General features: G+C 38.0%; 20 protein-coding genes. 7 read left to right on the forward strand and 13 right to left on the reverse strand.

The genetic code is table 11. From position 1 onward, the window contains the following. Positions 1-32: 32 nt before the first annotated feature. From ABVT42_RS12880 to ABVT42_RS12890, 3 genes are read right to left on the reverse strand one after another with little or no spacing between them, the layout of a single operon-like run. The gene (locus ABVT42_RS12880; protein WP_353896227.1) at positions 33-1,262 is read right to left on the reverse strand and encodes an MFS transporter; all 1,230 of its coding nucleotides are present in this window, start codon (positions 1,260-1,262) and stop codon (positions 33-35) included. Then, the gene (locus ABVT42_RS12885; RefSeq protein WP_353896228.1) at positions 1,259-2,095 is read right to left on the reverse strand and encodes a Rossmann-like domain-containing protein; all 837 of its coding nucleotides are present in this window, start codon (positions 2,093-2,095) and stop codon (positions 1,259-1,261) included. Before ABVT42_RS12885 ends, ABVT42_RS12880 begins: the two co-directional genes overlap by 4 nt. Before the next feature lie 11 nt (positions 2,096-2,106). After that, positions 2,107-3,360 (reverse strand): ATP-grasp domain-containing protein, encoded by a 1,254-nt coding sequence (locus tag ABVT42_RS12890; protein ID WP_353896229.1) that lies wholly within the window; start codon positions 3,358-3,360, stop codon positions 2,107-2,109. A 193-nt stretch (positions 3,361-3,553) separates the two neighbouring features. On the opposite strand from ABVT42_RS12890, the gene ABVT42_RS12895 reads away from it, so the two are divergent. From ABVT42_RS12895 to ABVT42_RS12905, 3 genes are read left to right on the forward strand one after another with little or no spacing between them, the layout of a single operon-like run. Continuing rightward, entirely contained in the window at positions 3,554-4,483 is a 930-nt protein-coding gene (locus ABVT42_RS12895) for a GHMP family kinase ATP-binding protein (RefSeq protein ID WP_353896230.1), read from the forward strand. Then, a complete protein-coding gene (locus ABVT42_RS12900) occupies positions 4,483-5,490 on the forward strand; it encodes a pyridoxal-phosphate dependent enzyme (protein ID WP_353896231.1) in 1,008 nt (335 codons plus the stop codon). Before ABVT42_RS12895 ends, ABVT42_RS12900 begins: the two co-directional genes overlap by 1 nt. 24 nt (positions 5,491-5,514) lie before the next feature. Next, a complete protein-coding gene (locus ABVT42_RS12905) occupies positions 5,515-6,774 on the forward strand; it encodes a DUF418 domain-containing protein (RefSeq protein WP_353896232.1) in 1,260 nt (419 codons plus the stop codon). A 217-nt stretch (positions 6,775-6,991) separates the two neighbouring features. On the opposite strand, the gene ABVT42_RS12910 is transcribed toward ABVT42_RS12905, so the two are convergent. The 3 genes from ABVT42_RS12910 to ABVT42_RS12920 form a co-directional block, all read right to left on the reverse strand. After that, entirely contained in the window at positions 6,992-7,285 is a 294-nt protein-coding gene (locus ABVT42_RS12910) for a hypothetical protein (protein ID WP_353896233.1), read from the reverse strand. A gap of 14 nt (positions 7,286-7,299) precedes the next feature. Next, the gene (locus ABVT42_RS12915; RefSeq protein ID WP_353896234.1) at positions 7,300-7,677 is read right to left on the reverse strand and encodes a hypothetical protein; all 378 of its coding nucleotides are present in this window, start codon (positions 7,675-7,677) and stop codon (positions 7,300-7,302) included. 211 nt (positions 7,678-7,888) lie between these two features. Continuing rightward, complete coding sequence (locus tag ABVT42_RS12920; protein ID WP_353896235.1) at positions 7,889-8,050, reverse strand: hypothetical protein; 162 nt, start codon at positions 8,048-8,050, stop codon at positions 7,889-7,891. 343 nt (positions 8,051-8,393) lie between these two features. Here ABVT42_RS12920 and ABVT42_RS12925 point away from each other — a divergent pair, with 343 nt between their 5' ends. Then, positions 8,394-9,293 carry an acyltransferase gene (locus ABVT42_RS12925; protein WP_353896236.1) on the forward strand — a complete coding sequence of 300 codons (900 nt, stop codon included), beginning with the start codon at positions 8,394-8,396 and terminating at the stop codon, positions 9,291-9,293. A gap of 43 nt (positions 9,294-9,336) precedes the next feature. Here the strand turns inward: ABVT42_RS12925 and ABVT42_RS12930 are convergent, their stop codons facing one another. The 4 genes from ABVT42_RS12930 to ABVT42_RS12945 form a co-directional block, all read right to left on the reverse strand. Continuing rightward, a complete protein-coding gene (locus ABVT42_RS12930; RefSeq protein WP_353896237.1) occupies positions 9,337-9,705 on the reverse strand; it encodes a SirB2 family protein in 369 nt (122 codons plus the stop codon). Then, positions 9,705-10,313, reverse strand: coding sequence for a YigZ family protein (locus ABVT42_RS12935; protein WP_353896318.1), 609 nt, complete (start codon positions 10,311-10,313; stop codon positions 9,705-9,707). Before ABVT42_RS12935 ends, ABVT42_RS12930 begins: the two co-directional genes overlap by 1 nt. 83 nt (positions 10,314-10,396) lie before the next feature. Further along, complete coding sequence (gene pepQ, locus ABVT42_RS12940; RefSeq protein WP_353896238.1) at positions 10,397-11,719, reverse strand: Xaa-Pro dipeptidase; 1,323 nt, start codon at positions 11,717-11,719, stop codon at positions 10,397-10,399. Between the two features lie 143 nt (positions 11,720-11,862). After that, the gene (locus tag ABVT42_RS12945) at positions 11,863-12,402 is read right to left on the reverse strand and encodes an Mpo1 family 2-hydroxy fatty acid dioxygenase (protein WP_353896239.1); all 540 of its coding nucleotides are present in this window, start codon (positions 12,400-12,402) and stop codon (positions 11,863-11,865) included. 321 nt (positions 12,403-12,723) lie between these two features. Between ABVT42_RS12945 and fadB the strand changes: the two genes are divergently transcribed. Continuing rightward, positions 12,724-14,868, forward strand: coding sequence for a fatty acid oxidation complex subunit alpha FadB (gene fadB, locus ABVT42_RS12950; RefSeq protein WP_353896240.1), 2,145 nt, complete (start codon positions 12,724-12,726; stop codon positions 14,866-14,868). A gap of 31 nt (positions 14,869-14,899) precedes the next feature. After that, positions 14,900-16,060, forward strand: coding sequence for an acetyl-CoA C-acyltransferase FadA (gene fadA, locus ABVT42_RS12955; RefSeq protein WP_353896241.1), 1,161 nt, complete (start codon positions 14,900-14,902; stop codon positions 16,058-16,060). 208 nt (positions 16,061-16,268) lie between these two features. Here fadA and ABVT42_RS12960 read toward each other — a convergent pair whose 3' ends face one another. Together ABVT42_RS12960 and ABVT42_RS12965 are read right to left on the reverse strand one after the other, a co-directional pair. Continuing rightward, positions 16,269-17,102 carry a helix-turn-helix domain-containing protein gene (locus ABVT42_RS12960; RefSeq protein ID WP_353896319.1) on the reverse strand — a complete coding sequence of 278 codons (834 nt, stop codon included), beginning with the start codon at positions 17,100-17,102 and terminating at the stop codon, positions 16,269-16,271. Then, positions 17,080-17,547: a carboxymuconolactone decarboxylase family protein gene (locus ABVT42_RS12965; protein ID WP_353896242.1), complete on the reverse strand. Its 468-nt coding sequence runs from the start codon at positions 17,545-17,547 to the stop codon at positions 17,080-17,082. Before ABVT42_RS12965 ends, ABVT42_RS12960 begins: the two co-directional genes overlap by 23 nt. Positions 17,548-17,827: 280 nt before the next feature. Here ABVT42_RS12965 and ABVT42_RS12970 point away from each other — a divergent pair, with 280 nt between their 5' ends. Next, positions 17,828-18,466, forward strand: coding sequence for a glutathione S-transferase family protein (locus ABVT42_RS12970; RefSeq protein ID WP_353896243.1), 639 nt, complete (start codon positions 17,828-17,830; stop codon positions 18,464-18,466). A gap of 104 nt (positions 18,467-18,570) precedes the next feature. Here the strand turns inward: ABVT42_RS12970 and ABVT42_RS12975 are convergent, their stop codons facing one another. Then, complete coding sequence (locus tag ABVT42_RS12975; RefSeq protein WP_353896244.1) at positions 18,571-19,482, reverse strand: hypothetical protein; 912 nt, start codon at positions 19,480-19,482, stop codon at positions 18,571-18,573. Positions 19,483-19,596: the final 114 nt, after the last annotated feature.

Below are 19,596 nucleotides of genomic sequence, written 5' to 3' on the forward strand. Positions count from 1 at the left end.
AAATTAAATTACGACTTTTAAAATTATTACTTTTAAGATTGTTGTAACGCATTAGCCGATTCGGCATAGTTAATAACGATTAACATGGAAATACCGCTCAGCAAGCCAACCCCGCCAAAGATTAACCAAGGTAGTTCTGGTAATTGCAAAGACACGGCAACATCAAATAAATATCCACCAATAAAATTACCTAGTCCACCGCCAATCGCTAATCCTATTGAGCTAAACCCCATAAAAGTTCCTATCGCCGACTTATCAGCAAGCGCTGCCGTAAGCGTTTGCTGTGTTGGTCGAGTCAGTAAAACCCCCAAAGTAAAGCAGCCAACACAAATTAAAAACTCAAAAAATCTACTTACAAAAGCAATGAGCGCTGTCGATAGAGACATGACTAAAACACCTAAAAATAATATTTGTTGTGTGTTAAATAATTTCTCTAGCCACTTAACTAATGGATATTGAAATACCACTGTTAAGGCTGCACTCAATGCATACATCACACTCACACTTTCCAGATTGCCAGTAATTTTTTCGGCCCAAAGCGGAAAACTGATATTAATTTGCATTGCGGTAAACCAATATCCCGTCATGAAGCCAATAAACAATACAAAATATTTATTATTAAAAACTTGTCGAATGGGATGTTCACTTGCTGATTCTTTATGATGAACCTGTGCATCAAGCTGCGGCATTAAAAAAGTTGCAATTAAATAGTTAATTAAAAAGCAAGCAGCAGCACCTAAACATACGGTGGTGAAATTAAATTGTAAGAGCAACATGCCGAGTAAGGGCCCCGTCGTTGAAGCTATACCGCCAACGAAATTACTTAATAAATAGTACTGTTGTCGTTCGTGTGATTTCGTTAACACAGCAATAGCAGCCTGATAGGGCGCCTCGAATAATGCCCCACCTAGTGCAGCAATAATCAGTGCTAAAAATAAAAATAGTGGTGATTGACTCCAAGCGAGCGCAGCAAAACCAAGCGCTCGTAACAAGACGCCAAAACACAGTATGGGTTTAATCCCAAATTTATCCGACAAAAGACCACCAATAACTGTTAGTCCTTGTTGAGTAATTTGTCTGACGGCTAAAGCCAGCCCAACAATTGTTGCCGTCATACCGACATTATTAACAAAATGTACGGCAACTAACGGCATTAACATGGTAAATCCTGTCACCATCACAAAGGTGTAAACCAATAAGTAGTTGAGATCTTTTCGGTTGGGCTTTTGTAAGCTTTGAACCTCTTCAGCTAATTGAGTCACAGCGTTCCCTCTTGTCGATATAAGTACACTGGACTTTGTATTGCTGAGAATTGAGAAAATGGAAATAACTCTGATAAGACAGCAGTCACACCACTATTTAGGAACTGGGGGATAATATTAGCGCCAGTCTGGGCATAAAAAACCAGTGGAATATCGCGTTTTTTAGCTGTTTCGACAATTTTTTCAAATGAACCATTACTTAGTGTCATTCCCGTTGCAATCAGGTAGTCAGCCTGTTGTAAAACGGGCAGCATATCTTGAACAACATCAATTCCGCTTTGCGTTTTTTTTATATTAAAATCACACGGCAAACACTGCGCACCCTTTTCTTCAATCGCATCGACCAGTGGATTCACAACACCAATTAATCCGACTTTTTGCCCTTGCTGTATATTCAACAAATTAATAATTTGTTGATCTCGGGCAACGGCTCTGGTGATTGGCGTACCTGCTGGCAACAAAAATTCAGTTACATTTTTTGCCTGTGAGTGTGGTTTTACATAACCAAGATAGGCATCTAGCGCAGCAATTTTAATGGCTAGATTATCGTGTCGTATTAAATCAGCAAGATTACTACCGGCAATCTCTTGAGCAATTGAATAATTAAGTTGAGATTCTTCAACACAGCAACCACCAAAAGCATTTTCTACTCGCAATAACAAATAGAAGTTTTTATATTTCTGTGATGTTTTATTAAACTGGGTACTTTGGCTCACCCAAAATGCACCAACAGCAGTTAGATTCTCAGGTAATTCACCATAGTTACCTGCAAAAACATGTTCGATTAATTGCGAAATATCTGAAGGCGCAAGGCCATTTACTTTTTGCGACATGAGTATATCCTTTATTCAAACTCAATATTTAATTTGTTCAATGCCGCCTCGGCAAACTGACGAGCATTATTACCTTTTTCATCGACAGCAATAACATGTCCGAGATAGCAAGCGTTATCTATTGACGTTGAGATTTCTTGTCCTTCTATGGATTTGAATTGACATCGTACAATATTAGGATCACGAGTTATTTGCTCGAGTCCGGTGAACGATTTAACAACCCCAGTTTGCTCAGGCACTAAAAATTTGATTGCTGCACTACCTCGCGCCTGATTGATAAATGAAAGATCAGGTTTTTCATTAATTGCAAGACCAATATGTACCGATAACAAATCGATACCTGTCACTTGTTTAATCAGTTCAACAATGTAATTGCCAGCGGGTCTGGGATTAATTTCAATCAGTTTGACGGAATCACCATTGACCTTAACTTCGGTGTGAGTAATACCATGCTCATGCTCTAGCGCATTTAATACATCGGTTACATAGGATTTAATTTTTTGTGCCAAGCTGTCCGATATTTTTGCCGGAAACATATGTCCATCTTCAATAAAGTAAGGTTGGCCAGTTACCGTTTTATCGGTAATACCTATGATTGTTGTTTTACCATTATAAGTGCAGGCTTCAACACTAAACTCATCACCCTGAATATATGCTTCAAGTAACCAAATGGCCTCACGAGGTTGCTCTCTGAAGTTATGTGTAAATAATGCCAACTTATCAAACGCCACTTTTAACTCATCTTCATTTTTAACTAAAGTGACAAAAGCGCTTGATGCCAAATCCGAAGGCTTAATTACCAGTGGGAACCCAATATCGTGAGCACCTTGTAAAACTTCATTCCAGTTTTTAGCAATGACAAATTGTGGGTTTTCTAGCTGTGCTTTTTGCAGTGCCTGCCTTACCAAATGTTTACGCGACTCTAGAGCAACATGTTTTGAAAACGCCTGAGGTAAGTTAAGGGATTTAGCTATAGCAGCAACCGTTTCCACATAATAATCACAGATTGTAATCACCCCATCGAAAGGATTTATTTGATGGCATTTTGTTAATTTGGGAATCAATTGTTCGAGATTATTTGTTTCACATTGAATTACTTGTCTGGCATTTTGAACAATTGGATGTTTTTCACCAGCTTCACTTTGTTGATAATGTTCGGGGTTACGCGTTACAAAGGTATATTCATGGCCAAGGCCAATAATAGTCAGTGGCAACAATCTGCCTGTCCCTTCAACCCAGCTTTCGATAATCAGTAAATGCGACATTATGTCCTCCTTTTTTGGTGGAGATTTATCAAAATTTAATTTTAAATAAATAAGATCTAGAACCCGCCAAACGGTTATGTTATAACATATCATTAATAACGAAGTAAAGCATCATCAAATCTTCAATCGATAACCAAACTTAAATTTGTGACCAAGTCGAATAACATTAATAAACTGGTAAAGGAGAGGGCTGGTGGAAAGTGCCTCAAGCAAAGTGATTAATCAATTTTCTATTAATCAAGATCAAGCGGTTTATGCAGGTGTTTGTCGTGGTGCATTGGGAGAATTATTCCAAGGCCCATCGCCGTATCAAACAGATGAAATCGTTATTATCTCGTCGTTAATTTCGCAGTATTCGCGAGTTTATTTTACACCAATAAAAAATCAATTATTTTCTAAAGATGAATATCATGATTTGATTTACAACGATCCAAATCATAAAAAAGCATTTAAGGCTGCCGAAATATTTTGCCAACTTAATAATTTACCCTTACCGATTGGCCAATGGGAATTTAGCAGCGATTTGCCTGTTTCACGCGGCATGGCAAGTTCAACAGCAGACATAGTTGCTACTATTCGCTGTTTGCAAAATTATTATAACAAAGCATTTAATTTAGATAACTTATTAAAAGTTTTATTTGCTATAGAGCGTTCTGATAGTGTTTTTTTAAATAATCTGACGTTGTTTTGTAGTTCTCATCATAAAATTATTCAACAGTTCGGAAAGCTGCCACCTCTTTATGCATTATTTATGCATGAAGAAAATACGATTGAAACAGATGATACCAAAGAAATATTGATTAATTTTTATCAGCGTAATTTTTCACACTACACCAAGCTTTACTCAGCAATTATTCAACAATTCACCAACAGAAATTTAAAGCAGGTTTGCCAACTTTCAACTCGCAGTTCAGAGTTATCACAAGAAATTTTACCCAAAAAACATTTTTATACCATTCATCAAAAAATGGCTGACTTTTATGCTGACGGTATTATTACCGCGCATACAGGTTCGGCAATTGGGTATTTATTTGTTGAAAAACCTCAAATTGAATCTATTGAATCGATTACCGTTTTTTTTAAAAAACTCGGTGGCAAATGTCAATTAGCGGAGATAGGCTAATGATTTATTCGCATATTTCAGATGCAATTAAAACACCTCACTTAGTTAAACTGGACAATCACTTTTATGTCGCTCGCTTTGAATCTATGAAAATCTATTCAACACTTGCCGCAGTTAAGCTTTTGCTGGAACAAGGAAAAATAAAAACCAGTGATACCTTACTGGATAGTTCTAGTGGCATATATGCCTATGCACTAGCGCTTGCTTGTCAAAAATATGGATTAAAGTGCCATATTATTGCCTCAAAAACAGTTGATGAAACCTTAAAAACACAACTGGAAATGATGGGTGCAATTATTGAACCCGCCGCATCAGCACCTAATTTGAAGCTTGATCAGGAAAACCGGGTAAAACGCATTCATGAATTATTAAACGAACGAGATGACATCCACTGGATGCAACAGTATCACGACGATATCCACTATGAAGGCTATCGCGAATTTGCCGAGTTAATCATACAGCATTTTGATTATCCCGAAATATCGATTGTTGGTGGTGTTGGCTCTGGCTGTTCAACAGGTGCAATAGCCACCTATTTACGTGATATGGGTATGAAAGTTAATTTACATGGTATTCAACCATTTGGCAGCGTAACGTTTCAATCTGATCATTTAGAAGACCCAGGGATTATTATAGCTGGTATTGGTAGTGCTATTCACTTTAATAATGTGCGTCATCATTTATATAATTATATTCATTGGATTTCATTTGATTACAGCGCGATTGGCGCAATTAATCTACTCAAACAACATGGTATTTTTGCTGGCTTATCTTCTGGATCAGGTTACACCGTAGGCAAATGGCTAAATCAAAATAGTAATACTCCCTGTCTTTTTATTGCCGCCGACACAGGACATCGTTACACCAAACCAGTGTTTCAGGATTTTGCAAATGAACAAGTTGACCTCAATGAGCCATTAGCGCCGACGTTAATTCATTCAATCAAACAATTAAAACTCCCATGGAGTTATATGCCTTGGCAAGAGCAATTTCATAAGATTGCATAAGTTTATTTTTCAGGAATAATTTTAATGAATACCCACAACTCATTACAAACACCAACAGCAGCTAATCAGCGGATTTTATCACTCGACATTATTCGCGGAATTTGTTTATGTGGCATTTTGTTTGCCAACTTGATGAGTTTTACTGGGTTTTATTCACTAAATTTATTGCAAATTACTCAATTACCCTGGCAAGACAGAACCACATTATTTTTTATCGACTGGTTAATTGAAGGTAAATTTTACGCAATGTTTTCAATATTGTTTGGTATTGGTTTTGCCGTTCAATGGCATCGTTTTTTGCCTCAACAACAGCAGTTTAAAAACTATTGGTTGCGGCGTATGAGTATTTTATTAATTATTGGCGTGATGCACCTTTGTTTTATATGGCATGGTGACATTTTAACGTTATATAGTTTATTGGGTTTTGCTCTACTTTACTTTGCCAATCTATCGCAATCCAGGCTATTAAAAATTATTTTATTGTTATTCATGTTGCCGATACTGATTCACTGGGTATTAGTTATCAGCGCCCAGCATAGCTTTTGGTCGAGTTTAAGTGTCATTAGTCAGGCAGTAAAAGTTTTTTGGGGCTATGCAGATGTCAGCTTATTACAAATGCGTACTTCATCGAATCCGACTGATGTTTTTTATGCCAATTTATTAAGCGTCATCCCGCGCCCAATGAGCTATCTACAAACTGGTAGAATTCCCGAAGTTTTTGCCTATTTTTTAACTGGCCTATTTTTAGCAAGGCAGTATCTTTTAACAGAAAACGCTCCAACCAATAGAACTATTAATTTGCCTATATTATCCGGGCTATTATTACTGGGGCTTATTTTAAGTTTGATTTACGCTTATATTAAAGCGGTAACAGGTACACCATTTGCGACTAACCTAATCGGTTTTTTTCAGGGGGTCTGTTATCATGTTGGCGCAATTTTATTGGCACTGGCGTTTATGGGATTTCTATTTACAATAAAAATACCCAACAAAATACTCACCAAATTTGCGCTCCTTGGCCGATGTTCATTAACCGTTTATTTAATGCAAACGAGTGTTTGTGTGTTCATTTTTTATGGTTATGGATTTGCTTTAATGGGAAAAGTGGCATTTAGTAGCATCTTAGCCTTTGCTTTAATGATATTGATTGTTCAATATTATTTTTGCAAAGTTTGGTTAAATTATTTTTCGCAAGGACCTATGGAGTTTATCTGGCGAAAACTTGCTTATTTAACGTTTAATAATACTCGCTATTGTGCAGAAAAAATAAGAAGACCATCCTAAACAGTAAATCCAATGCGTCATACAAACACGCCGAGTCACCGTGCCCGATAAATCTCGACCAACTTATCAGTACAACTCAGCGTGTCATCAGTATAGTAAATATTTCGATACATCACCCAAGGCCCGGATTCCAGTTTGCATTCTTGGTAACCTTTTTTATCAACTAGATAATAACTGACGGTGTAGGTAGCAATCATTGGAAAAAAGAATAGTAATATCAAACTGGCAATAATACTTTTATAAAATAATGATTCGCCGAATTGAGTATATTTTTACCAAAAATTGACTCTACCCATCCACGGATTACGAAAACTAGACAACCAAGACCGCAACCTAGTCCGTACATACTGCCCCTTTCAAAAATTACCAAAGCACTGGCTGATTGCGTATGTTTGATTATCTCCCAGATAGTAGAAAAGAACCCCAAAAAAGCTGTCAAAGCAAACACAGTAAAAAAACCTACTCCACATAATTTAAATGCCAAAGTAGGTTGATGTGCTTCTGTTTTCATGAAAACACTACCTATTAAAAAAGTCGCTTCAATCGATATTTAGCGATGTTAATCACTCTGTTTTTAGTAACATCAATCATTCCAATTAACAGTTCACCGGCCAAACTATAAGTATTAAGCTTAATTTGATACATGTTTTTTTCGAGATATGTAATCACTTTTTCTAATTCACTGATCACTTTATCTGTGACTCTATATTTTTGGTCTAAGCGATTAAGCTCCCAAGTAGCTAGTATGCCAACAAAAACAACAGCCAAAGTACCAATTAGCCGAATATGTGTACTTTGATCGGTAAGCACATGATTAGCAATATGATAAGCCGAGATCAAGATAACGCTGACAACACCACCAATTTTGGCCGCTTTGGTAGCGCCTAATTTACCAAGACCCATACTAATCACCTTGGGATTGCCAATACCATAACGCAGACTGGTTAGAATTTTGCGTAAACCCGATCTTCCTTTTAATATAATATGAGGTTTACCACCATAATATTTAATGTAAGCTCAGGTACCAACGCCGCCTAAGTCGCCAACCAGTTTGGCAGCAAGCAGCGCATCATCGGCTGAGGCATGGTAAGTCACGCCAACATTAACCTTTTCTTTAATTTTTTTGCCAATTTTCCCGAATTTTTTCTTGCGAGGCAGGTAGTACCGCTTTAATGACGTTTTCCATTTCTTCGAAAGAGATTACATAGATTTCGTGTTGGGTTTGCCTGCCAAGTGCCAGGCGACTTAGTGAAGAGAGTTCATCATGAGTAAGCATATTGGTTATTTCCTTTTTCCTTGTACATCAGTCCCATTAAGAGCCTGAATGATAAATACTATCAATGACATTGCTGCTATCAACCATATCGAGACACCATCAGTTTCACGAGAAATCAAGGCACTTGGATACTTATTGTTCGACTAAATGTGACAAATTCGACTTAAAATTGTTGAAACGCGAGGTTACAAATAATGAATCTGTCACAAACCGCTGTTTTTCACTAATTTCGTTAATAATTGAGTTAACGGTTTTTAAACATCATTCTCTATTTGGGAGATTTCACAGAAAACAGTATAATTGCAGCCGACATTGATTAAAAAATGAAAGCTAAATCAAGACTATGTTGTACAAATTACTGCCAGCTCAGCTCAATGGGGCAATTACTCTGCTACTTTACACGCTTAATACCTTTTTTTGGTTCGTACCAATCTTAGTATTTGCCATTATTAAGCTGTTATTACCTATTAAGCCAATAACCACCCTGTGTAATTATTTTCTTAATCTGGTCGCCTCTAGCTGGATCAGCGTTAATTCTGCGGTTAACTGGCTAACCAAGCCAATTAGCTGGCAGGTGAGTTTGCCCGATAACTTATCGACTAAGGACTGGTACCTGGTGGTAGCCAATCATCAAAGCTGGGTTGATATTTTAGTATTACAGCAAGTTTTAAATCGTAAAATTCCATTTTTAAAGTTTTTTTTAAAGCAAGAACTGTTTTGGATTCCAGTATTAGGAATTTGTTGGTGGGCGCTAGACTTTCCTTTTATGAAGCGTTATTCAAAATCTTATTTAAAGAAAAATCCGCATAAAAAAGGTGAGGATTTTAAGACTACACAAAAAGCCTGTGAAAAGTTTAAAAATATTCCCATTTCAATCATGAACTTTACTGAAGGCTCACGTTTTACACCGGCGAAAAAACAGCGCCAGAATTCACCCTATCAGCATTTACTCAAGCCAAAATCAGGTGGTATTGGTTATGTTTTAACGCTAATGGGTGATGAAATTCAGCATGTTTTAAATGTCACAATCAATTATCCTAATAATCAACAATTTAGTTTTTGGGATTTTTTATGTGGACGAATTTTACATATTCAGTTTCACGCAGAATTAATCGAAGTCCCCGAATCAGTCAAAGGTGACTTTATTAATAGCCCCGAAATCCGCAAAGCCACTCAGCAGTGGCTCAATAGCATCTGGGAGAAAAAGGACCAGGCACTTTCCCAAAACTCGGCAACTCACTGATAATAATCAATAACTGAAATTTAGATATTCAACTAAACTTCAGTTACATTATCATAATTTCCGGTCGATACATGGCAACTGCAAAAATACATAAAATTGCGACTATCGAAGTTAACAATGCAATCATTCTGGCCGATTTTGTTTTACCGCGTTTCAATGCAAACATACCCAATACAATATAAACAACCAGCAAAAATATTTTTGTTGATAGCCAGCTCACTTGAAACGGATTGACTTGAGAGACTACCAGCATATAAATAGCTGCGCTTAATAAAACGGTATCGATAATATGCGGTAATATTTTGGTTAGTTTGGCATGAAGTAAGGGACTTTCACGCCACATCCAAAAGCCTCGCAATAAAAATCCGACCAAAGAAATCGAAGCTGCCGACATATGGATATGTTTTGCCATTAAGTAGTATTCCATGTAATTTGACCTTTTAGTTTATTTTTTATTGTTGTTTTAAATTGCGTCACTTCTTCGCTGGCGATGTCAAATGAAATGCCAATTTGCGTATCAAATTGTTGCTGTAAATTTTCAATTTGATACTGTTTTAGTAAGTGTTCACAATCTTTAAGCTGTCCATAATCAATCAGAAAACTCAGCGTTTGATAGTTTACTTTTTGCGTCACACTTAGCGCTTCAAGCGCTAGTTTTACGCCGCCACCATACGCTCGAGTTAGTCCCCCTGTCCCCAATTTGGTCCCACCGTAGTAGCGAGTGCAAACGGCTATAATGTCACCGATACCAGAATATTGTAAAACGGTGAGCATTGGCTTTCCTGCTGTTCCAGATGGTTCTCCATCATCGCTACACCCCATTAAGGTGGTTGATGATGGATTACCAACAATATAAGCCCAGCAATGATGAGTCGCATCAGCATAAGTCTGGTTTAAATGTCGAATAAATGCTTTTGCCTCGTCAACCGATGAAACGGGTTTTATTCGCGTGATAAACTGACTGTTTTTTATCACTTCTTCAACGTCAATTGATTGTGCTGGCACTAAGTATCCGGTCATAAAATTGTTTTTACTGACTTTAAGGGCGAGCAACCACCGCCCTTATTTATATTGTCTATATTGTCGTGTGGTAATCTTTAATACTAGTATTTTGCAAAAGCATCACGAGTTAAATTAATCACTTTATCAGGTGTCACGACAATGTTGTCTTCAATACGAATACCGCCAAATGGTTTCATTACATTGATTTTTTCCCAGTTAAAAGCCTTTTTATGTTCACCTTGATACTGTTCAGCCAATAGTGATTCAATAAAATATAAACCCGGCTCAATGGTAAAAGCCATACCGGCTTCCATATGGCGAGTACATCGCAAAAATGGGTGAGCGGCGGGAGGCGGATTTAGCTGGCCTGTCTCATTCAAGAACTGTCCACCAATATCATGCACCTGCAAACCGATTAAATGACCTAAACCATGTGGGAAAAAAGTTGCCGTAACACCGCTTTCCACCATTGCTTCAGGGGACATGTCGACATAACCAAATTGCTGAATTATTTTGGCAATTTCAAGATGCGTATTGACATGTAGGTCAAGATACTTTTGTCCAACCTGAATTGACTCAATACAGTTAAGCTGTATTTTTTCCATTGCAGCAATCAAATCAGCAAACTCATTATTTTCTAGCGCATAGGTTCGGGTAATATCTGAGTGATAGCCATTAACACTGGCGCCAGCGTCAATTAAAAAGGAACGACTTTGTTGAGGTGCTTGAGCTTCGCAATCAGTATAGTGCAATACTGCACTGTTTTGATTAAGTGCCACAATATTGCTATAAGGCATTTGGTGCTCAAGCATACCGGTAGCTTCAACATAGGCTAAATGAATTTGTTGCTCACTTTTGCCTGCTCGAAATGCGGTTTCAGCAGCCTGATGGGCAACCACCGCTCTTTCATTGGCCAGTTGTAAACAGCCAATTTCGTATTCACTTTTATAGGCCCGCTGCCAAAACATTGCGTTTAGTAATTGTTCCGGATTAATTTTGGCTTGAGTCAACTGATTGGTTAGCGATGTTGCCTGACCGAGAATAGCAACCTTATCAGAATCTAATGGAAAATATTGACTGACAATATTTTTATCTGCCACAACTTGAATATTAAAATGCTCAGGCCAAATGCCCGCCGGATCTGAAGCGACTTTATGCCAATAATCGACGGGTTGATAATAAACCAAAGTCGGTTTGTCATTCAGTCCAATAATTAAATAGCTGAAAGCCAGTTCGGTTAAAGGTAAATATGTGCGAAAGAAAAAACTCGATTTAAAAGGATAGTCCATGTCGTCAAGATAGATACGAATGGGCTCACCTGAAGGAATGACGAGATACTCGAGATCATTTTGCTGCATGAGTAAGCGGTGGCGCGCGAGTAAATCTGTCAGGTGATCGGCATATAGAGAAGTTAAGTTTAACACCAGTAAAACTCCGTGAAATTCATTAAATATTGAAAGATGTTTTTCTATTTTTTTCTTGGTTTTATCTCAAAATCGTGTTTTTTTATTCAGTTTACTCGACCCACTCAACTCAACACAATCATAAATATTGCCTGCTAATTGCATTATTTTGGTAATCGACTAAGTTGTTGACGTTTAGTAACGGCTAGCTGATTAATTTTATGTTCAAGTTCTGGCGCCCAGCCAAGCATAAAATAGATTTCAGCCATAAGAAACAATGGACCTATAAACAATTGATTTAGATCATCAATAAATGCAGGTTTTGCTTTTTCATACCGATGACCGATAAACTGAAAGATCCACCCCACAATAAACAATCCAAGCGCGATCTGCCAGTCAATCTCGGCAAAAGCGGAAACTTCCAGTAAATCAACCAGCACTATTATTAAACCAATAAATAAAATCATGCCGCAAGCTAAAACCAGTTTTAGCCAAGCATAGTAAAGTGTCACCACTAAAAACAACAAATGAGTCAATGAAAAGTGCCATTGAATGTTAAAAATAGTTATCTGCCATTGAAATTGCGACAAAAATACAGCAGTTGATAAAATAATCAGAGGAATACCCACAAAGTGAGTCTTTAGATTAACCGGATTAAAATGGACAGACTTGTAGGTTGATAATTGTTCGATTAAATTTTTCATGACGATAACTCGCAATAACTTATTCCGTTTAACGGGCAATTAAGTAACCTCAACTCTGGATAAGTACATTATTTACGCAACAATCACCGCATTTATCAGCAAATAATGCCGTTTAGCACCGACACCTGTTTTCCATTGCTCAGCTCGATTCATCCTTCAAAATTCAAACGCTTGTTTAAATATAAAATTATCCTGTTATAATTCTGGGGTTGCAAACTGAAATGTAATAAATCATCCAAATCTCAAATTTATACTTGTCGCCTCATAACCCTCATAAGCTAAACTAGGCGATAACAGACTAGTCAACTAATGGAGCACCCCATGATTTACGAAGGTCAGTCACTTCAATGCCAGATGCTCGACAATGGCATTGTCGAAGTCATCTTTGATAATAAAAACGAGTCAGTCAACAAGTTTGATCAAGCAACGTTGAATGAATGGCGTGAAATTATCAATCTGCTAAACAACAATAGTGAAGTAAAGGGAGCCATTGTTACCAGCCCCAAGTCAGTTTTTATCGTCGGTGCAGATATCACCGAGTTTTTAGTCATGTTTGCCAACCCTCGAGAAACCATGATCAAATGGTGCATTGAGGCAGGCGCAATCTTTTCTGGATTTGAAGCGTTACCTTTTCCAACAGTAGCCGCTATTAACGGTTTCGCATTAGGTGGTGGATTTGAAATGGCACTAACCTGTGATTACCGCGTTGCTTCTACCGCTGCCAGCGTCGGATTACCAGAAACACAGTTAGGACTGATTCCAGGATTTGGCGGAACCATTCGTTTACCACGTCTGATTGGCATCGACAATGCGATTGAGTGGATTGCTATGGCTAAACCATACAAGCCCGCCGATGCTCTAAAGACTGGCGCAATTGATGCGGTTACCGAACCAGAACAATTAATCGAAGTCGCCTTACAAATGGTCAATGATGCAATCAATGGCAAACTAGACTGGCAGGCCAAACGTGCCGAAAAACAAGCGCCATTAAAACTCAATCAAGTAGAAGCGACCATGGCATTTACTACAGCCAAAGGGGTTGTTGGCGCCAAAGCTCTGTCACACTACCCGGCTCCCATGGAAGCAATTCGAGTGATTGAACAAACAGCCCACTTACCTGCATCAGAAGCCCTAAAAGAGGAACATGAGGGTTTTACAACCGTCTGTCAGTCAGCTCAGGCGAATGCGATGGTACAAATCTTTTTAAGCGATCAGCTAATTAAGAAGAAAGCCAAAATTGCAGCTAAAACTGCATCAAAACAAGTCAAGTCTGCCGCCGTTTTGGGCGCTGGAATTATGGGAGGTGGTATTGCTTATCAGTCTGCCAGTAAAGGAATTCCTGTGGTAATGAAAGACATTAATACCGCAGCACTTGATTTAGGTATTAGCGAAGCCATTAAAATTCTCAATAAAGGTGTTCAGCTTGGAAAAGTCACTCCAGAGAAAATGGCAAAGGTTGTTGCCAGTATCACACCAACACTGGATTATACTACACTGCAACATGTCGATTTTGTCGTTGAGGCGGTCGTTGAAAACCCAAAGGTGAAAGACAGTGTTTTACAGGAAGTTGAAAAAGCCATTGGTAGCGATGCCATCTTGGCATCAAACACGTCGACTATTTCGATTGATAAACTGGCCACTAATCTGCAACACCCTGAAAAGTTTTGCGGAATGCATTTTTTCAACCCCGTGCATAAAATGCCATTAGTTGAAGTCATTCGTGGCAGTCAAACTTCTGATGATACAATTGCCACAACAGTTGCCTATGCCAGCGCAATGGGCAAATCGGCTATTGTTGTCAAAGATTGTCCCGGCTTTTTTGTTAACCGCGTATTATTCCCTTATTTCAGAGCTTTCAGCCAGTTACTTAACGATGGTGCAGACTTCCGTCAATTAGATAAAGTTATGGCCGCTTTTGGCTGGCCGATGGGTCCAGCTTACTTACTCGATGTCGTAGGAATCGACACCTCTTTTCACTGTGTTGATGTGCTTGCATCAGGTTATCCGGAACGCATGAGTGCGTTAGCCGATGATGCCATTGAAAAACTTTATCAGGCCAAAAAGTTCGGTCAAAAATCAGGTAGTGGTTTTTATACCTACACCAAAGATAAAAAAGGCAAACCACAAAAACTGGTGGACGATTCAATATTTGAACTCATTGGACAACCAAATACCGAGTTAAATGAAGACGAAATTATTGATCGCATGATGATTCCATTTGTTTTTGAAGTGATTCGTTGCCTGCAAGAAGGCATTGTTGATAGTGCCGCAGAATGTGATATGGCATTAATTTATGGATTAGGATTCCCACCATTCAGAGGTGGCGCGCTTAAGTACGTTGACCAAATTGGTATTAATCAATTTATTGAAAATGCGAAAAAATATCAGCATTTAGGGGCAGCTTACGAAGCTCCAGAGCTGCTCCAACAAATGGCAGCCAACAATCAAAACTTTTACTCGGCATAAACAACCGCAACAATAAACAGGAGAATTCACAATGAAAGATGTCGTCATAGTTGATGCAATTCGCTCACCCATGGGACGCTCGAAAGGCGGTATGTTTAGAAACGTGCGTGCCGAAGTATTAAGTGCAAAACTAATGCAGGCTTTACTTGAAAGAAATCCTGCGGTGGATCCAGCAGCAGTCGAAGATGTGATTTGGGGCTGTGTTCAACAAACACTCGAACAAGGTTTTAACATAGCACGTACTGCAATGTTAATGACCAGTATTCCTCATAGCGTGCCTGGACAAACGATTAATCGCTTATGTGGCTCATCAATGCAAGCAATCCATTCAGCCACTCAGGCTATTCAAACAGGTCATGGTGAAATTTATATTATTGGTGGGGTCGAGCATATGGGCCATGTTCCCATGACTCATGGTGTCGACATTGCACCAGAACTCTCTAAATATTCAGCAAAAGCAGCAGGTATGATGGGATTAACTGCAGAACTTTTAGCACGCATGCACAAAATAGATAGACAGTCACAAGATGAGTTCGCATTACGCTCACATCAACGAGCACATGCAGCAACAACTTCAGGTGCCTTCACTGCTGAAATATTGCCAATGGAAGGACATGATGCCAATGGCGCATTAACCGTTTTTAATTATGATGAAGTCATTCGCGAAGATGCCAGCATAGAAGCACTCAACAGTTTAAGACCAGTATTTGACCCGCGCGGTACAGTCACTGCCGGTAATGCTTCTGCACTTTCAGATGGTGCATCTGCCATGCTAATGATGAGTGCAGAGAAAGCATCAGAACTGGGATTAACTCCTATTGCCAAAGTTAGAGCAATGGCCGTCGCTGGATGTGATCCATCTATAATGGGATATGGCCCTGTTCCCGCAGTTAAAAAAGTTTTAAACCGTGCAGGTTTGTCGACTCAGGATATTGACTTATGGGAGTTAAATGAAGCGTTCTCAGCGCAATCATTGCCGGTATTAAAAGATCTGGAACTATTATCTGTTGTTGATGAAAAAGTAAACTTAAATGGTGGAGCAATTGCTTTAGGTCACCCTCTTGGTTGTTCTGGCGCACGAATCAGTACAACCCTATTGCGTTTAATGCAAAGTAAAGATGCCAACTTAGGTGTTGCGACAATGTGTATTGGTTCAGGACAAGGCATTGCCACTGTATTTGAACGAGTGTGATATTGTTGATTTGAAAATTAAGACTTGAAGACTAAGACTTGGGGGATAATTTTTCCCCAAGTTTTTAATATCAAAACTTTCTTAGTTTACAATATTTATCTCATTTAGAATTTTTTATTTAGGCAATCAACAACATTCGAAAAAGGATATTTTGATGAAGAGTAACTTAGGGTTCACTTATAGTCTGTACTTATTTAATTTATTAGATCTACCGTCGCAACAGCAACTGACTCAATCTTCCCGGTGTGATTTCAGCGAACCGCTTAAATTCATTAATCATATGTGCTTGATCAGAAAATCCACATTGCAAAGCCAGTTCGGACAAGTCAACTTGCGGATTGAATTTTAGCTGCGACCAGCAGTTTTTGACTCTCAATAAGCGTTTGAATTGAACCGGCGTTAATCCAATTCGTTTAGAAAATTGCCTTTCGATTTGACGCAGGCTCAATGGTAAGTTTGTCGTGGTTAAATCATTTGTTAAATAGCTGTTTTGAAAATATTGAATGGCATTGATAACTTTCTTCGGCGTTAGCGCTTCAAATGCGACTTGTTGGTTGCACCATTGATAAATTTTTAAAATAACACTGCTAAATCCAATACAAGTGGTTAGTGCAAAAAACAGCTCATTAAGCTGATTACTATCATTTTGTTCCGTTACCATGATCGGCTTATCAAACAGTGAACCAAATAGACTAAAACTGACGCCAGGTTGAAAACGAATTCCTGCTAGTTGACACCCAGGTAATAATTCAATCTTTTGGCTATGTTTACTAACAGGTAGCAATAAGATATTCGTGCGATAAATTTTTTGATTTAAACAAAATAAAGGATTCAAGGAAAATAAAATACCACCACAACCATCGCCAGCTAACCAGCGTTTAACGGATTGTTCACCTGAATAAAGTCCACGGTTATCGGTTGCCGTCACTGAAGCAAACCAGATGCATTGCACATAAGCCGATAAAGCCCCCTTTGGCTTAAAAAGAACAAGCTTAAAGGGTGCCTCATTCGAGTTTAAATTATGATGATGCTGGATGATAATAACCTACCTGCGGTTTGAAAACTTTTACCATTTTGTTCCAACTATTGATGGCATTAATAGCAATAGTTAAATTCACAGTAGCTAATTCCCCAAAACAATCGATGACCCGCTGATAGTCTACCTCATCAATCACTTTTTCTAAAGTGACCAACTCTGCCCACCAGAGAGCATTGCGTTCTTGCTCAGAAAATAATGGCATATCTTTCCATGCACTTAATCCGAGCATTCGCTCATAAGTTTCACCATTTTTAAGTGCATCTTTGCTATGCATATCAATGCAGTATGCACATTGATTAATTTGTGATACACGCAATTTGACTAACTCCACAATACCAACGCTTAAACTTTCAGATGATGCAAATTGATGTTGAAGATAATCTTCTTGTGTCATTAATATTGTCATTGCTTCAGGCACAAGTTGGATAAAATCCACTCGGTTGCTCATAATTTAATCCTCATAGACGATAGTAGCCAATAAGTTACCGATATTTCGAGAATAATGATTGGAAATTTTCGACATTTACCGAGGTTTCATCATGCCAGATAGATGAGATTATGAGTTAACAATCAGTTTTATGCGGTTAAATTTTCTATAAAAAATCTGTGACAACTATTTTATTCAAAAATTTTTGACACGCCTCTGACTATCAAGAATATTCTTTAGTAAAACAACCTTATTTGGAGTAGTCTATTGAGACTTCTGATACCTGAAAGGATCTTTATTTATGAACAACATGAACAACTCAATCGAGATATACTCATTTGGTTATAATGATCGTGGTGGTAAAGTTCGTTGGCTTGCCGAAGAACTTGGCTTAACAATACAAGAGCACAAACTGGACTTAGGTGAACATCGCAAACCACAATATACACAATTAAATCCGTTTGCAGCCGTACCTTGTGTTAAGTTTAATGACAAAACTCTAATTGAATCAACCGCTATTTGTAGTTACCTTGCAGAACAATTTCCGGAAGCCCGTTTATCCGTATTACCCGGCGAACCTAATCGCTTTGAATTTTTAAAATGGTCTTCAGTTTTTAGCGAGTCGCTTGAAGGTAGGTTAGTTGATTATATTCTTGCCGATAAGGAACTCATGCCAAAGGAACTTCAACCCATTTACGAACAAGGCTTGCGGTTTAAGTTAAAAAGCATTCAATCACAGCTTCCTCAGTCGGGTTTTATTTTGGGTGACAGGTTTACAATTGTCGATATTTTTGCTGGCTATAGTTTGAGAATTGCTGTAATGACAAATTTGATCGAATGGCAATCAGTATCACACTATCTGCAACGCTTAATTGACCGACCTGCCGCACATGCCGCACATTTCTTTGATGGGTTAGTTGATTATTTACAACAAAAATAGTGATATCATTGTGTGTGTTTAGTGAAAAGAAATATCTTTAATATTTCTTTTCACCCTATTAATACCTAACTTATTTCGTTTTTATTGTTAACATTTTACTATAATTATTTTTTATCCTTTACCTCAGTCAAATAAAGCTGTTCAATATACTGCTCGATGGGCGGATAGATAAATTCTTTTTTTATCGGCAATTTTACACGATTAGATAACGTACTTGGTTCATCATATATTCCCGCTCTTAGTGCATCCAGATTTTTTGATAAGCTGAAATCTTGTAAATTTTTTAAATCGCGAAAGGTGAGTAAATATTTAATAAATTCTTCTCTGCCACGCACTTGATATAAAAGCTCATTTAGGTAGGGTAAAATATACTGACTGGTCTCAGACAAATTACAATGTATTGTATCTAATACGGGATTTTTGGCATATTCCTCAGTATATTTTTTAATAGGATAAAAGGTCAACTGTTCATAAACACCAAGCGGCTTGGCAAATAGGTGCATGCCGTTAACCGTAGTATAGGTCACATCAAAGCGGTTTGCGGCAACTAATTTGAAACTGGCTTTATAAGGATCGTTATGGGAAAGAATATGAAAACGCTCACTATTTTCAATTAATTTAGAATTCTCCACTTTTTTTGCATCAGGTGCAAATAAAGCAAAATTCTCAACTAATACCCAACGTAACCTCTCATCGGCAAGTGCACTGTTGATATTGACGCTGCCATCTTCTAACAAATGTCTTTGAAGGGCTTTTGAATTAATCGAAGTAACCAAGCCCGGTTCGATATTAAATGCAAGATACGGAATTGTTTCTAAATGAGGAATGTTACTTTCATAACCTTTCGATGCGACCGTGCAATAACTGTTCGCTGAATCAACGTTATCAAATACCAAGCGTTTCAAACGATTAATCGGTAATACAACTAACTCAATATTTTGATCAGGTAAGTTTTTCTTAATAAAGGCATTCAATCTTAAATTGATTAATGTGTCGATTTCTAACGATATTTTCATATTAATTAAGTATATTTTATTCGACTTATTAACCGCGAAAGTTAAAGTTGAAAAGCATGTCAATGTTAACACGATGAGGATACGAAACACCGAAACCTCTAGATATTTGGTAAA

The sequence above is a fragment of the Aliikangiella maris genome (assembly GCF_040719265.1).
Lineage (GTDB): Bacteria > Pseudomonadota > Gammaproteobacteria > Enterobacterales > Kangiellaceae > Aliikangiella > Aliikangiella maris.